The 15,486-nt window shown below is 45.4% G+C and carries 11 protein-coding genes; 5 read left to right on the top strand and 6 right to left on the bottom strand.

The window, feature by feature from the left end:
- Positions 1-53: 53 nt before the first annotated feature.
- Positions 54-1,346 (top strand): fumarylacetoacetase, encoded by a 1,293-nt coding sequence (fahA, locus tag K7R10_RS00455; protein WP_224482707.1) that lies wholly within the window; start codon positions 54-56, stop codon positions 1,344-1,346.
- An 89-nt stretch (positions 1,347-1,435) separates the two neighbouring features.
- A complete protein-coding gene (locus tag K7R10_RS00450) occupies positions 1,436-2,626 on the top strand; it encodes a hypothetical protein (RefSeq protein ID WP_224482706.1) in 1,191 nt (396 codons plus the stop codon).
- 12 nt (positions 2,627-2,638) lie between these two features.
- On the opposite strand, the gene ytxJ is transcribed toward K7R10_RS00450, so the two are convergent.
- Positions 2,639-3,016: a bacillithiol system redox-active protein YtxJ gene (gene ytxJ / locus K7R10_RS00445; RefSeq protein WP_224482705.1), complete on the bottom strand. Its 378-nt coding sequence runs from the start codon at positions 3,014-3,016 to the stop codon at positions 2,639-2,641.
- 142 nt (positions 3,017-3,158) lie between these two features.
- Here ytxJ and clpB point away from each other — a divergent pair, with 142 nt between their 5' ends.
- The 3 genes from clpB (at position 3,159) to deoC (ending at position 7,215) form a co-directional block, all read left to right on the top strand.
- Positions 3,159-5,780, top strand: coding sequence for an ATP-dependent chaperone ClpB (gene clpB, locus K7R10_RS00440; protein WP_224482704.1), 2,622 nt, complete (start codon positions 3,159-3,161; stop codon positions 5,778-5,780).
- Positions 5,781-5,975: 195 nt separating this feature from the next.
- The gene (locus K7R10_RS00435; RefSeq protein WP_224482703.1) at positions 5,976-6,569 is read left to right on the top strand and encodes a TetR/AcrR family transcriptional regulator; all 594 of its coding nucleotides are present in this window, start codon (positions 5,976-5,978) and stop codon (positions 6,567-6,569) included.
- 1 nt (position 6,570) lies between these two features.
- Complete coding sequence (deoC, locus tag K7R10_RS00430; protein ID WP_224482702.1) at positions 6,571-7,215, top strand: deoxyribose-phosphate aldolase; 645 nt, start codon at positions 6,571-6,573, stop codon at positions 7,213-7,215.
- On the opposite strand, the gene K7R10_RS00425 is transcribed toward deoC, so the two are convergent.
- The 5 genes from K7R10_RS00425 to K7R10_RS00405 all read right to left on the bottom strand — a co-directional run bounded on the left by K7R10_RS00425 (position 7,206) and on the right by K7R10_RS00405 (position 15,484).
- A complete protein-coding gene (locus tag K7R10_RS00425) occupies positions 7,206-8,531 on the bottom strand; it encodes an MFS transporter (protein WP_224482701.1) in 1,326 nt (441 codons plus the stop codon). The genes deoC and K7R10_RS00425 overlap by 10 nt on opposite strands.
- An 83-nt stretch (positions 8,532-8,614) precedes the next feature.
- A complete protein-coding gene (locus tag K7R10_RS00420; protein ID WP_224482700.1) occupies positions 8,615-9,424 on the bottom strand; it encodes a M48 family metallopeptidase in 810 nt (269 codons plus the stop codon).
- A 32-nt stretch (positions 9,425-9,456) separates the two neighbouring features.
- Complete coding sequence (locus tag K7R10_RS00415) at positions 9,457-11,856, bottom strand: glycoside hydrolase family 31 protein (protein WP_224482699.1); 2,400 nt, start codon at positions 11,854-11,856, stop codon at positions 9,457-9,459.
- A 60-nt stretch (positions 11,857-11,916) separates the two neighbouring features.
- Positions 11,917-13,830 (bottom strand): 1,4-alpha-glucan branching protein GlgB, encoded by a 1,914-nt coding sequence (gene glgB, locus K7R10_RS00410; RefSeq protein ID WP_224482698.1) that lies wholly within the window; start codon positions 13,828-13,830, stop codon positions 11,917-11,919.
- 19 nt (positions 13,831-13,849) lie between these two features.
- Positions 13,850-15,484 (bottom strand): trehalose synthase, encoded by a 1,635-nt coding sequence (locus K7R10_RS00405; RefSeq protein WP_224482697.1) that lies wholly within the window; start codon positions 15,482-15,484, stop codon positions 13,850-13,852.
- Between the last annotated feature and the right edge of the window lie 2 nt (positions 15,485-15,486).

The raw sequence follows: 15,486 nt of genomic DNA, 5'->3' as shown, positions 1-15,486 counted from the left end.
ATTAATACCTTTAAATCTTAATAATATCAACCTTCTATCAACATAATTCTATTATGCCACAATACGCAAATGACCCTTCAAGAAAATCATGGATCGACACCCCGGCAGATTCCGATTTTCCGATACAAAATATACCATTCGGGGTTTTTCTAACGCGCGACGATGTAATCACCATCGGTACGCGTATAGGTGACAAGGCGATCGACCTTGGAGCTTTACACCAACTCGGATATTTTGAAGGGATCCCTCTTACAGACGATATTTTTTTACAGGATACTCTGAACGACTTTATTTCAGACGGAAAAAAGACCTGGCGACTGGTAAGAAACCGTATCGCTGAGATCTTTGATGCCGACAATGCTAAACTGAGAGATCACGAGGAACACCGTTCTATAGTGTTGTTTGATCTTGATGAGATCGAAATGCAGCTACCTGTACAGATCGGTGACTACACTGATTTTTACAGCAGCAAGGAGCACGCCACCAATGTTGGCAGCATGTTCAGAGACCCGAACAACGCCCTGTTACCAAACTGGCTTCATATTCCTGTTGGATACCACGGCAGAAGTTCCACTATCATACCCAGCGGAATCCCTATTCACAGGCCGGTGGGACAAACGCTTCCCGCGGGTCAGGACGAGCCGGTTTTCGGTCCGTCTAAACTGGTCGATTTCGAACTGGAAATGGCTTTCATAACCACTGATGCCAATCAATTAGGGGAACCTATACCCGTGGATGAGGCAGAAGATTATATTTTCGGACTGGTGCTCTTCAATGACTGGAGCGCCCGGGATATTCAGAAATGGGAATATGTGCCTTTGGGCCCTTTCCTGGCAAAAAACTTTGCATCTTCCATCTCGCCATGGATCGTAACCCTTGATGCCCTGGAGCCTTACAGAACGAAATCGCCCGAACAGGACCCAGAACCTCTTCCCTACCTGAGATATACCGGAAAGAAAAGTTTTGACATAAAACTGGAGGTAGATTTGAAAGCCCCGGAAAGTGAGCCACAGACCATAGCTAAAAGCAATTTCAAATATATGTACTGGAATATGTCACAACAGCTGGCCCACCATACGGTCAACGGTTGTAAGGTCAATTCGGGAGATATGATGGGAAGCGGAACTATTTCTGGCCCTACTCCTGACTCATACGGATCCATGCTGGAGCTTACCTGGAGAGGTGAAAAACCCATCAAACTCAACGATGGTACCGAGCGAAAGTTTATAAACGATGGTGACACCGTCATCATGAGAGGTTACTGCGATAACGGGAAACAACGAATAGGTTTTGGGGAGGTTCGAACCACCCTGATGCCTCCGTTCAGTCCGAAAAAGCGAAAATAACTTCCGTTAATCGACAATAATAGCACCCCGGTAGTCTCCTATCGGGGTTTTTATTTATTTTTGGTCCAGCAAACCAATCTCTTACTACTATGAAAAACCTGCTATTGGGTCTGCTCACCATATTACTTATAGGTTGCAGCGGCGTAAAGCGTACTCAGGTAGCCCTTAATTCAGGAAATTACGACCAGGCTATCAACAATGCCATTGAGAAACTCAGAAAGGATAAAGACAAAAGAGGCAACCAGGAATATATTCTGATCCTCGAAGAGGCCTATGCCAAGGCTGAAAAGAGAGATCTTTCACGTATAGAGTTTTTGGTAAAGGATAACAATCCCGCCAACCTAACCGAGATATACGAAACCTACAGCAGGCTGCAGGAACGACAAAGGCAGATCAAACCGCTTACCCCCTTATATATTCGTGATGAAAACCGGGATGCCCGTTTCAGGTTCAGGGACTATTCTGCCGAGATCATCAGTTTTAAAAATGATCTTTCTGATCATTTGTACGAAGTGGCCCTGGAGAAAATGAGCAGCGCCCGCACCAAGCGTGATTTTCGCTCAGCCTATGAAGACCTTGATTACATCAATGCGATCAATCCTGCCTTCCGCGATGTTCCCCTACAGATGGATATCGCACATCAAAAAGGAGTCGACTATGTGATGGTAAACCTGTACAACGATTCTGAAACAATCCTTCCAAAGCGACTCGAGCAGGAATTGCTCAATTTCAACACCTACGGCCTAAACGAGTTATGGACCATTTATCACACTGAGCCTCAGCAAGGGCATCCCTATGATTATGAAATGGAAATCGCCTTCACTCAAATTTTAGTGAGTCCGGAACAGGTAAAGGAGACACAAATCATCAGGGAAAAAACTGTAAAAGACGGCTGGCGTTACGAATACGACCGCAACGGGAATGTCAAAAAAGACAGTTTGGGCAATGACATAAAGGTAGATAAATTCACCGATGTTACCTGTGTTTTCAGAGAGGTCAGACAATTCAAGGCGGTTCAGGTACAAGGCGCTATCACCTATCTCGACCTGAACACCCAGCAAAAATTAGGGTCATACCCTCTGAGCAGCGAATTCATTTTCGAACATATCTATGCCACCGAAGACGGAGACCTTCGTGCCTTGAGTCTTGATGACCGGAGGCTCCTGGAACTCGGCCCTGTTACCTTCCCTTCCGATGAGCAAATGGTCTATGATGCCGGCGAGGATATAAAAGCCAGAATCAAAGCCATAGTTACCCGTCAACGTTTCAATACGCTTTAAGCAGAAACAGCATCAGTCCTTAAGGGCTGATGCTGATATATCACCGTGCGAGGCATGATACCTCACCACTCCTTGCCAAAGTTCTATGAGCTGCGGACTTTCATGCCTGACATCCAGGGCAGCCGCAACCTGGTTCGATACCTCACGATTGGCGACCAGGTCCAGAAAGTAGAAGTCATGGCTATCACCATCGGTGACTTCCCGTTCAAAGCGGCTCAACATCATAGTGCTGATACCGCATCGTTTGCTATGCTTGAAAATAACCACGGGCTTTTCGTACGAGCGCTGCCTCAGGCTTTCTATGGTCGATCTATCAGTAAGAGGTATCCAGTTAACGCTTCCCTTTCCTGATTCTTCCGAGTCTTTCTTTCCCCAGCTGAATATTCCCATCAGATGTTCCTTTTTTTAAGATTAGCAGACAATTTGTCCTGTAAATTAATGGTTTAGCAGACATTTTGACCTGTCGAATGTATTGGAATATAATTTGACTACGTCTTCATGTAAATAAGAAAACCATTTAGAGCTTAAAAATATGAATTTAAATAATTTCACCATTAAATCGCAGGAGGCCATTCAGCGAGCTCAGCAAATAGCTCAGGGGTACGGTCACCAGCAAATAGAGAACGAACATATCTTCAAGGCATTGTTCGAGGTAGACGAAAATGTACTCCCCTTTCTGCTGAAAAAGCTAAACGTCAACGTAAGCCTGCTTCAGCAGGTACTCGACAGCACCCTGACCAGTTTCGCAAAAGTTGAAGGGGCTGACCTGATGCTTTCCAGAGATGCGGGTAATACGCTCAATGAGGCTGTTAATGTGGCCAAAAAAATGAATGATGAATTCGTATCTGTAGAACATCTCATTTTGGCCATCTTCAAGTCAAAAAGCAAGATCGCTCAAATTCTGAAAGACCAGGGAGTAAGCGAAAAGTCGCTTACCGCAGCCATACAGGAACTCAGAAAAGGCGACAGGGTTACTTCTGCCAGTGCTGAAGAAACCTACAATTCACTGAACAAGTACGCCAAGAACCTGAATCAGCTTGCCAACGACGGTAAACTGGATCCGGTGATCGGAAGAGATGAAGAGATCAGAAGGGTATTACAGATCCTTTCAAGAAGAACCAAGAACAATCCCATGCTGGTGGGTGAACCAGGGGTAGGTAAAACAGCCATTGCCGAAGGGCTGGCGCATCGCATCATTCAGGGTGATGTACCCGAAAACCTGAAAAACAAAGAGATCTATTCGCTCGATATGGGTGCCTTGATCGCCGGTGCTAAATACAAGGGTGAATTTGAAGAACGACTGAAAGCAGTTATCAAGGAAGTAACCTCTTCAGATGGTAATATCGTTCTGTTTATTGACGAGATCCATACCCTGGTGGGAGCCGGAGGCGGACAAGGCGCCATGGATGCCGCCAACATTCTTAAGCCGGCCCTTGCCCGCGGGGAATTGAGAGCTATTGGTGCCACCACGCTGGATGAATACCAAAAGTATTTCGAAAAAGACAAGGCCCTTGAAAGGCGCTTTCAGAAAGTGATGGTCGATGAGCCCGACACCGACAGTGCCATCTCGATTCTCAGGGGTATAAAAGAAAAATATGAAACACACCATAAAGTACGTATAAAAGATGAAGCCATCATCGCTGCTGTAGAGCTTTCGCAGCGCTACATCACCAACCGGTTCCTGCCCGATAAGGCGATCGACCTGATGGATGAGGCCGCTTCAAAACTCCGCATGGAGATCAATTCAAAACCCGAGGAACTCGATGTTCTGGATCGACGCATCATGCAACTGGAGATCGAAATAGAGGCAATCAAAAAGGAGAACGACGAAGAGAAACTTAAATCCCTGAATGTCGAGTTGGCAAATCTCAAGGAAGACAGAAATGATCTGTTCGCCAAATGGCAGGCAGAGAAAGATGTGGTTGATAAGATACAGTCTGCAAAAGAATCTATCGAAAACTTTAAACTGGAGGCCGAAAAAGCCGAACGTGAAGGGGAATACGGCAAGGTTGCTGAGTTGAGATACGGAAAAATCAAGGAAGAACAGGAGAAGCTGGAAAAACTTCAAAAGGAACTTTCTGAACAGCAAAGCTCAGGAAAAAGCCTTATTAAGGAAGAGGTAACTAACGAAGATATCGCCGAGGTAGTAGCCAAATGGACGGGAATACCGGTCACAAAAATGCTGCAAAGCGAAAGGGAAAAATTACTGAACCTGGAAGATGAATTACATCAAAGGGTCGTAGGCCAGAATGAGGCCATTCAATCGGTTTCTGATGCTATCAGAAGAAGTCGTGCCGGTTTGCAGGACAGTAAAAAACCGATTGGCTCGTTCCTTTTTCTCGGTACTACGGGTGTGGGTAAGACCGAATTAGCGAAAGCACTGGCAGAATATCTGTTCGATGACGAAAGCGCCATGACCAGGATCGATATGAGTGAATACCAGGAGCGTCATGCCGTTAGCCGCCTGGTGGGTGCCCCTCCCGGATACGTGGGTTATGATGAAGGCGGGCAGCTCACCGAGGCTGTGAGAAGACGACCGTATTCAGTGGTACTCCTCGATGAGATAGAAAAAGCACACCCTGACACCTTCAATATATTACTGCAGGTACTGGACGAAGGAAGACTTACCGATAATAAAGGCAGACTGGCAAATTTCAAGAATACCATTATCATCATGACCAGTAATATGGGAAGCCATATCATACAGGAAAAGTTTGAAAATGCCACAGATACAGACAGCGCCATGGAAGCTGCTAAAGTTGAGGTGCTCGGTCTGCTCAAACAAAGTGTAAGACCGGAGTTTCTGAACCGAATTGACGATATCATTATGTTCACTCCGCTGACCAGGGAAGATATCAGAAAGATCGTAAAACTACAGCTGAAAGGTGTTTCAAAGATGGTAAGCAAGCAACAGATCACCCTGGATGCAACTGAAGAGGCTGTCGATTACCTGGCCCGAGCCGGTTATGATCCGCAATACGGAGCCAGACCTGTAAAAAGGGTGATTCAGAAAGAAGTGCTGAATCAATTGTCGAAGGAAATTTTGAGCGGTAATATCCATACTGACAGCATCATACTGCTCGATGCTTTTGATGATCAGCTGGTATTCAGAAACCAGGAAGATCTTATTGAAAATGAGAACGAAAACCTGTAAGTTTTTCAAGATTTAAACGACTAATTTACAGAGAGTCAGATAAAGATAAAGGTAGATAATTCATGTTTGAATTATTTAGTTTTAAGTTGGTTGGTTAGTTAAGCACCCGCAGCATTTCATGTTGCGGGTGTTTTTTTACCCATACCGTTAAAAATACCAGTCAGTATTCTTATATTTGAATAAACTGCTAAACCGATGATTACCAAAGCCGAACGCACTTCCCGCTTTATCATAGAGACCATAGCCCCTATTTTCTGCAGACAGGGGTACGAGGGAACCAGCCTGAGTGAAATGACCCGTGCTACGGGGCTTACCAAAGGAGCCATTTACGGCAATTTCGAAAATAAAGACATGCTCTATATCGAATCATTCAGCTATCTTTTCGGGAAGATGACCCGGCGTCTTAATGACTACCTTGAAAAGGAATCTGACCCTATGGGAAAACTAATGCAGTTCACTGAGTTCTATAAGAATTATTACGAGTTGGCCGCTCCCTGGGGTGGGTGCCCCCTGCTGAACTTCGGTGTGGATTCTGTAAATCACAACAAGGAGGTATGTGCATTGGTACGCGAAGGAATCGATACCCTGCAGGGTACCCTTCACCGCCTGATCGAACAGGGACGTGAGCAGGGACAGATAAGACGCAGTATAAGCCCGGAAACCTTTTCAAGACGATTTTTCAGCCTGATACAAGGAGCGGTTTATATGACTTATGTAACCGACTATACCTTTTATCTCAAGGACTGCATGGGAGTCATCGTCGATACAATAAACCAAAGATTTAAATAATATGAAGCTCGCATCTTATATCGATCATACGCTTTTAAAGCCCGATGCCACCACCGAAGCCGTGGAAGCGCTCTGCAGGGAGGCCAAAGAACAACAATTCCATGCGGTTTGTGTGAACGGTTGCCATGTTCCTTACGCCAAAGCCTTACTGCTCGATACCGGGGTAAATGTCTGCACCGTGATCGGTTTCCCTCTGGGAGCAATGGCTACCGATGCAAAGATCGAAGAAGCACGAACGGCCATCAGACAGGGTGCCGATGAGATCGATATGGTGATCAATATCGCTTATTTAAAGGAGGGACGTGACCTCGCCGTTCTCAAAGAGATTAGCGAGATAAAACGAGTTTGTGAAGATCATGTATTGAAAGTGATACTGGAAACAGGTTTACTCGAACCTGAAGAAATCAAAAAGGGTGCTGCACTGGCAGTTGAAGCAAAGGCAGATTTTGTAAAAACCTCTACGGGTTTCGGTCCCAGGGGAGCCAGTCTCAAAGATATAGAACTGATCAAGGAGGCCATCGGCTCAAAGGCTAAGATTAAGGCTTCAGGAGGGATCAAAGACGCGAAAACAGCTCAGGCATTCATTAAAGCCGGCGCCCATCGCCTGGGCACCTCCAGTGGTGCAAAGATCGTGGCTCAGAATTGAGATGGCTTTATGGCCTCTTTCTTTCCGGGTACCCGCAGTAATAAGATCACGCCAGCTACAAAAATAGCACCCACCACAAAAATAGCCTGCCGCATACTGCCCGTAAGCTGAGCCATCAAACCATACAGAAACATACCGATAACGATACCAACCTTTTCAGCCACATCGTAAAAACTGAAAAACGAGGCTGTATCCCGTGTTTGTGGTAAAAACTTCGAATAGGTCGATCGCGACAGGGCCTGTATGGCTCCCATCACCAGACCAACTATGGCGGCGGTGATATAGAACTGAAAAGGGGTGATCACAAAATAGGCATAACAACAGATCATTACCCAGATAATATTGATACCTATAAGCGTTCTGAGATTTCCGAAACGCCCGGAGGCTCTTGAGGTAAGTTCGGCGCCCAGGATGGCGACCAGTTGTATTAACAGTATACTGATGATCAAACCGGAGGTTCGTTGTTCTGCACTTTCCCAGGCCAGTTCTTCCTCTGCAAAATAAGACGCCACCAGCATGACTGTTTGCACTCCCATACTGTAAACGAAAAAGGCTCCGAGATAACGTTTCAGACGAATATTATTACCCAGTTGCCGCCAGACCTGGCGCAATTCCCTGAACCCGTTAAAGAGAATGTCACGGGTGATTTTGCCGCGGTTCTCGTTCCCTTTTGGCAGGTAATAAAAACTGTATTGACTGAATACGATCCACCACACCCCTACTGTGACAAAAGCCAGCCTGGTAGGCTCACCGGCACTTTCAAAACCAAACCACTCATATTTCATGATCATGGCCAGGTTCACCAGTAACAATAGCACACTACCTGCGTATCCCCATGAATAGCCTTTGGCACTGATGCGGTCCTGCTGCTCAGGATAAGCAAGGTCTGGCAGGTAGGAATTGTAGAAAACAAGACTTCCCCAAAAGCCCACCAAACCGAAAAAATAGATCAGCAAACTACTGTAGATCGCCTCGAGACTGAACCAGTACAAACCTATAGAGGATAGCGCCCCCAGGTAACAGAAAATCTTCAGAAATACCTTCTTATTCCCTATGTAGTCTGCGATTCCCGATAAGAATGGCGTAATTAAAGAGATCAGGAGAAAAGCTGCCGAGGTGACGTAGGTGATCAGCGGCCCCCTTGCGATCATCCCTCCGAAGATCTCGATCTTCTCGATTCCGGCATCTCTGAAGAGAGCTCCGTAATACAACGGAAAAATAGCCGAGGCTATGGTAAGACTGTAAACCGAGTTGGCCCAGTCATAAAACGCCCAGGCATTCAGCAGTTTCTTACTTCCTTTTTCAAGTTCAGGCATAAGCGGGGATAAAAAAACCGTTCATAATTTAAGAACGGTTCGAATATAAAGATATTTAGCTGCTATTCCTACGTGAGTGTATATTATTGAAAGCTTTCAACTCCGTACTTACGGGCCTCCTCTTTGGCTTCCTCCACTTTAGACTGCAGGTTTTCTATACGTGTCACACTCGATGGGTGCGTGCTCAGGAATTCAGGTGGTTCAGCACCTCCCCTGGCCTGCATGCGTCTCCACAATTCGGGAGCTGCCTCAGGATTGTAGCCCGCTATAGCCATAAGCCGTAGTCCTATAATATCTGCCTCATTCTCATGCGCTCTGGAAAATGGCAGCATGACTCCGAGCTGGGTACCCAGACCATACGCCTGGTTGAAGATCTCTGCAGTTTGAGCATTACCTGAAAGAGCCACATTTCCGGCGATGGCACCTAATTGCTGCAACTGAGCGGCACTCATTCGCTGGGCTCCGTGATTAGCCAAAGCATGGGCCACTTCATGCCCCATTACCACAGCCACACCTGTTTCGTCCTGGCAAATGGGAAGGATCCCGGTATAGAAAACGATCTTACCTCCCGGCATACACCAGGCGTTCACCGCATCGTCTTTGACCAGGTTATACTCCCACTGATATCCATCGAGATAATTAGGGTAACCGTTGGCCTGGAACCACTTCTCGGCGGCATTCTTAATTCGTTGTCCGACGTCTTTGATCATTTCAGCATCTTCAGTACCCCTGATAACTTGGTTTTGTTCAAGAAACTGCTCATACTGCTGAAAAGCTACCGGAAAGATCTCCTGATTCGACTGAAAGTTTAAGGTTGACTCCCCGGTAAAGGGATTGGTCGAACAGGCTGTTACAAATAATATAAATAATGCAAATATTCGAAAATGCTTCATGGATCTTATTATTTCCCTGAATTTACTAAAAATTATTCTCCGATAATATGCAGCTCGGTGAATTCCTTTTCGATGATCATGCTGTTATCACCATTGAGCTTCACTTCACTGAAGGGTATTTCCAGGTTATCGATCTCAATGGCTTTCACCTTAAAAGGTAAACCATGCAGGTTGAATTTGAAGCTTTCATAATTAGTGGTGTACTTACCTTCCTTAAAATGACTGATCACCATTTCATCTTTTCGACCTGTCATTTTAAATTTCCTCAGGCAATACCTTCCTTTTTTATAATCAAATCCGTCGCCGGCATCTTCGAACACCCTTGAAACCTCCACACCTTCTGTGTAATATACATCGAGGGTAAGCTGGTCGATCTTCTTCTCGCCAACATACTGTTGTACGGGATATTTCGGTATAATTGAACCGGCTTTAATAAAGATCGGAATGGTATCGATATCGGCTTCCACCCAACACTCTTTTCCCCCTTTTACCAGCTTACCCGTCCAGAAGTTGTACCATTTCCCACGCGGGATGTACATGCGTCTTCCCTTGGAGTTAGGCTCCAGTATAGGGCATACCAGGATCTGGTTCCCGAAGATAAACTCGTCGTTTCTATAATGCGTATGCGGATCATCCTGATCGTAATATACCAGGGTTTTAAGCATAGGTACATTCTCGTTCATGTACTCCCAGAACATGGTATAGATATACGGGAGCAACTGGTAACGAAGTTCGATGAATTTTCGCGTGATGTCGGTTACCTCATCGCCGAAAGACCAGGGTTCCTGATCACCGTGATCGCCGCTGGAATGCACCCTGCAGAACGGATGAAAAACGCCGAGTTGTATCCACCTGGCAAATAATTCACCTGAGGGTTGTTCAGCAAATCCCCCGATATCTGATCCGGTAAATGACATACCGCTCATACACATGCGCTGTACCTGCAGATTGGCGATCCACAAGTGCTCCCAGGTCGCCACGTTATCACCTGTCCAGCTCGAGGTATAACGCTGAGCTCCTGAATAAGCCGACCGGGTGATCACAAAAGGCCGTTTGGGAAATATGAACCTTCTTACACCTTCATGCGTGGCCCGAGCCATTTGCATCCCGTAAATATTATGGGCCTTTCGGTGGCTACATGGGTGACCATCATAATTATGCCTCACATCATCGGGAAAGGTTTTACCGGGAACCTCCATAACAGCCGGCTCATTCATATCGTTCCAGATACCCCTGATTCCCACATCAGCTATCAGGTCTTTAAACAGACCGGCCCACCATTCCCTCACTTCAGGATTGGTATAATCGGGAAAATTACATTCTCCCGGCCAAACTTTACCTTTCATATATGGCCCGTCTGCTCTTTTACAGAAATAATCCTTTTCCAGGGCCTCGCGGTAAACCCAGTAATCCTTATCGATTTTGATACCCGGATCAATAATGGCAACGGTTTTAAAACCATCATCCAGCAACTCCTTTACCATCCCCTTGGGATCGGGAAAATAATTCTTGTTCCAGGTAAAGCACCTGAAACCATCCATATAATCAATATCCAGGTAGATTGCATCACAAGGTATCGACAGCTCCCTGAATTTCGAAGTTACTTCCTTCACTTTGGCTTCGGGGTAGTAACTCCATTTACACTGGTGGAAACCAAGTGTCCAGAGAGGTGGCAAGTCAGGTGTTCCCGTGAGATCGGTGTAACCGGTGACCACGTCTGCCATTTTCGGACCGTAGAAAAAATAATAGTTCATCTCTCCCCCATCGGCCCAGAAACTGGTGATGTTCCTGCGCTCCATGCAAAAATCGAAATGCGTTTTAAACGTATTGTCAAAAAAGATTCCGTAAGCCGTTTTATGGTGAAGTCCGATGTAAAAAGGCACACTCTTATAGAGAGGGTTGTGATCTTTTCCGAAAGCATATTGGTCGGTACCCCAGTTTTCTAAGCGTTTCCCGCGCAAATTTGACTGGGAAGGCTTATCGCCAAGGCCATAGAAACTTTCAGATTCCTGTGAAAGCTTACTCATTTTGACGATGTTTCCACCGTATTCGTAACTCTCTTCCCAGTGAAAGCCGAGTTCATCTTCATTGATGACATTTCCTTGCAGGTCGAGAACTGCAATACGCAGATCCTTTTTATTTACCCGCACTTCAAGTTTGGAGGTTTGAATGGAAAAGTAATGGTCTTTTTCATCTACCGAAAGATGGTTATAGCCATAAGTGGCATCGTCTGACAAGGCATATGAAAAGTCTGAGTCAAAACCTTCCTGCGTGGCATACCGGAATCTCAAAACGCTATCTCTGAGAATGGATATTTGAAGGTTTACATCGTTCTCGGTCCTGAAAGTGACCTTGTCAACATCTTTTTTATATTCGGTTATATGGGTAGGGTATAAATTTCCTTTGTATTCGAGTTCTGTATTCGTTATCATTTCTTCATCTGTTCAAAGTGCCACAAAATACTACAAATTCACCTCAACATTTAACGGTTATTATGAAAAATATTTAAAAATGATCACTGATAAAGGCGGTATTGTGATTTCTGCCGAATGATCCCGGCCGTTACAGCCTGTATCTGAAACACTTATCTCCTTAGAGTTGCTTATGCCGCTACCTCCATACTTCTTGAAATCGCTGTTAAACACCTGTTTGATCTTTCCGGCCCGGGGCATCCCGATACGATAACGTTCACGAACCACAGGCGTGAAATTACAAATGACGAACAGATCTTCCTGCTGATCATTTCCTTTTCTAATAAACGACATTACCGAATTTTCAGAATCTCCGTAATTGATCCATTCAAAACCCTGTTCACTGAACTGCAGCTCGTGCAAGGCCGGCTGACTTCGGTAGAACCCGTTCAGATCTGTCAATAATTTTTGAATGCCTTTATGGTAATCGTATTGCAGCAGGTGCCAGTCCAGGCTGTTTTGAAAGTTCCATTCTTCAGACTGGGCGAATTCTGCCCCCATAAACAGCAAATTGGTTCCCGGGTGGGTAAACATGTACGAGAAGAGCGTTCTGAGGTTGGCAAATCGCTGCCACTCATCACCTGTCATTCTCCCGAAAATACTGCGTTTGCCGTAAACAACCTCATCGTGGCTCAGTGGCAGCATGAAATTTTCGCTAAAGGCATAGGTCAGACTGAAGGTGATTTCGTTATGATGATATTTACGGTGTATGGATTCCTTCTTAAAGTATTCAAGGGTATCATGCATCCAGCCCATCATCCATTTCATTCCGAAGCCCAGTCCGCCGAGATATACCGGCTTGGTCACCCCGGGAAAAGAGGTCGACTCCTCTGCGATGGTCTGAATTCCTTCAAAAGTCCCGTACACGGCCTCATTCAGCTCTTTTAGGAAAGCGATGGCCTCAAGGTTCTCTCTGCCCCCGTGAATATTGGGCTCCCATTCTCCCTCTTCTCTTGAATAATCAAGATAAAGCATGGATGCTACTGCATCGACACGCAAAGCGTCGGCATGAAACTTATCAAACCAAAAGAACGCATTGCTGATCAGAAACGATTTGACTTCATTTCTTCCATAGTTAAAGATGAGACTCTTCCAGTCGGGGTGGTAGCCTCTGCGCCGGTCGGGATGTTCATAAAGATGTGTTCCGTCGAAAAATCCAAGACCGTGAGCATCTTCAGGAAAATGAGAAGGCACCCAGTCAAGGATCACCCCTATTCCTTCCTGGTGTAACCGATCGATGAGTACCATCAGATCTTCCGGCTTACCAAAACGGGATGTTGGTGCAAAATATCCTGTTAGCTGGTACCCCCATGAAGGATCATAAGGATATTCCATAATAGGCATGAACTCCACATGGGTGAATTTCATGTCTTTTACATAGCGTGTCAGTTCTTCTGCCAGCTCCGTGTAGTTAAGACTCCGACCATTTTCCTCCATATTGCGTTTCCACGACCCCAGGTGCAATTCGTAAACAGAGAAAGGCTTATCAAGGGCGTTTACCGATTTACGAGTCTTCATCCAGCGCTCATCCTTCCACTCATGCGGATGATTCCATACAATGGAGGCTGTTTGCGGTGGGTGTTCAGCATAAAAGGCATACGGGTCGGCCTTTTCTGTTTTTATGTCCCGGTGATTCGAATGGATCTTGAATTTATACTTATCGCCTTTACTGATTCCGGGGATAAAGCCTTCCCAGATACCCGAGGCGTCCCATCTTACGTTCAGCGGATGCTCCCCCTCAAGCCAGTAATTAAAGTCACCTACTACCGAAACAGCCTTGGCACTGGGCGCCCAAACTGCAAAGTAACAGCCTTCGACCCCATCTTTTTCGATCAGATGCGCGCCGAATTTCTCGTATAATTTATAATGTTTTCCTCCCTTGAAGAGTTCGATGTCGAAATCGGTAAACAGGGAATGCGGTAGTACGTTTTCCATAAATTAAGCTTAAGCAGATTTAGTCGGTCTTTTTTAAAATACTCATTATTCCCTCAAGAGGGATCACAGCCCATACGGGTCTGGAATTCATCTCATAACCCAGTTCATAGACTGCTTTTTCAAGCAGGCAATACTGAAGCAGGAATCTTCTTTCCTGTACGTAGCCTATATTCAGATTATTATCCTGGATAAGTTGGGTATAGGTATCCAGAAAAACCCCGATCATATAGCGGTACAACAATTCGCCGGCTTCGAACAACGAATCCTGGTCATAGGGATATTCTTCCGAATGGCCGAAAATAGTGGCATAGACCGCATAATGAAATGAACGGAACATACCTGCCACATCTTTCAAAGGGGGTTGTTTCACCTTTCGGTCTCTGATGGTACTTTCAGGCTCCCCTTCAAAATCAAGCAGGTAAAAATCATCATCACGCACCAATACCTGACCCAGGTGATAGTCTCCGTGTATGCGAATTCGTTCACCCTTTAATTTTGTCCAGTCAAAGTTAACGATGCGTTTCCTGATATCGTTCTTTCTCTCTAGTAAAATTTTGGCAAGGTCAAGGGCGCGTCCCTCCAGTTTATGCATGTTATTCTCGACCATGTTTAGTCTGTTCTGCAACTGGTATAGCAAGCGGTTCTTTAACCAGACCTCGTAATCTCCATTATAATGTTCGGGCGTAAATGCCGTATCTTCAAATTCAGACCCCAATGCTATGTGCATCTCAGCCGTTCTCTGTGCCAGGCGTTGTAGCTTCAGAAAGATATTGAGTCCGGCCCAGTCGATGATCTCAGGCGGCACATCTCTGATCTTAAGCCTGGTGAACATCTCGATATGAGGTAATGATCCCGTTTGTATGCCTTTATACTCGAGATTGCAAAATACCTTGTGCATCTCTTTCATCATAAAATCCCAGGCATCTCCTTCATTCTCGAGCATTTCATTCATCAAGGCGATGGTGATGTTCACATTTTCATGATCTCTGAAGCTCATATTACCCATATAGGCCGGCGTATTCTTATAGCCTTTCTTCTCTGATAGAAACCGGCTCATCTCATAATCGGGATTCTTACTGGCGTAAATACGTCTGAAATATTTGATCACGTAACGCCCGTTGATGATAACTGAGGTATTGCTCTGCTCCAGTCCCATCTTTCGGGAAGTTTCAAAGAGATCTTCAGGCAGGAACTCACTTTTGTGATACTGCACTTTAGTCGTATCAACCGGTGTGGATGACTGAATGCGTTCGTAAACCACACGGGTAAAGGCTTCAAGATGTACAGCATCGATAAGATACCCTTGATTTCCGTTCAGGGATATCTCCAGAATTCGTCCTTCTTTCGCAAAATCCTCATCGGTGACAAAGGCAATGGGCAAAAAGTAATGCTGATAAAAGGCCTCATAAAAATTCACTTCCAGCAGAAGTCCGTAATATACCTCACCGGCCTGCTGTATTCTGAAGTATTCCTGGAGTTCAATGTATTTCAGTTTACTGGACTTACCGCCATACCAACGTTGCTGAATGATAAAATTTTCAAGCACGTCAGAAAGGAAAACCTTGCGGAACTCCTGGTGTTCCATCAACCCCTCCCAGTCAGTATTGAACTCATATGACAACTGGATGCGGGTGCTTTCTTTTTTCTTGGCCATAG

Origin of the sequence: Robertkochia aurantiaca (genome assembly GCF_020166495.1) — a bacterium.
Lineage (GTDB): Bacteria > Bacteroidota > Bacteroidia > Flavobacteriales > Flavobacteriaceae > Robertkochia > Robertkochia aurantiaca.
The sequence above is the reverse complement of the archived record's forward strand: the minus strand, read 5'-3'. Positions and strand labels throughout refer to the sequence as shown.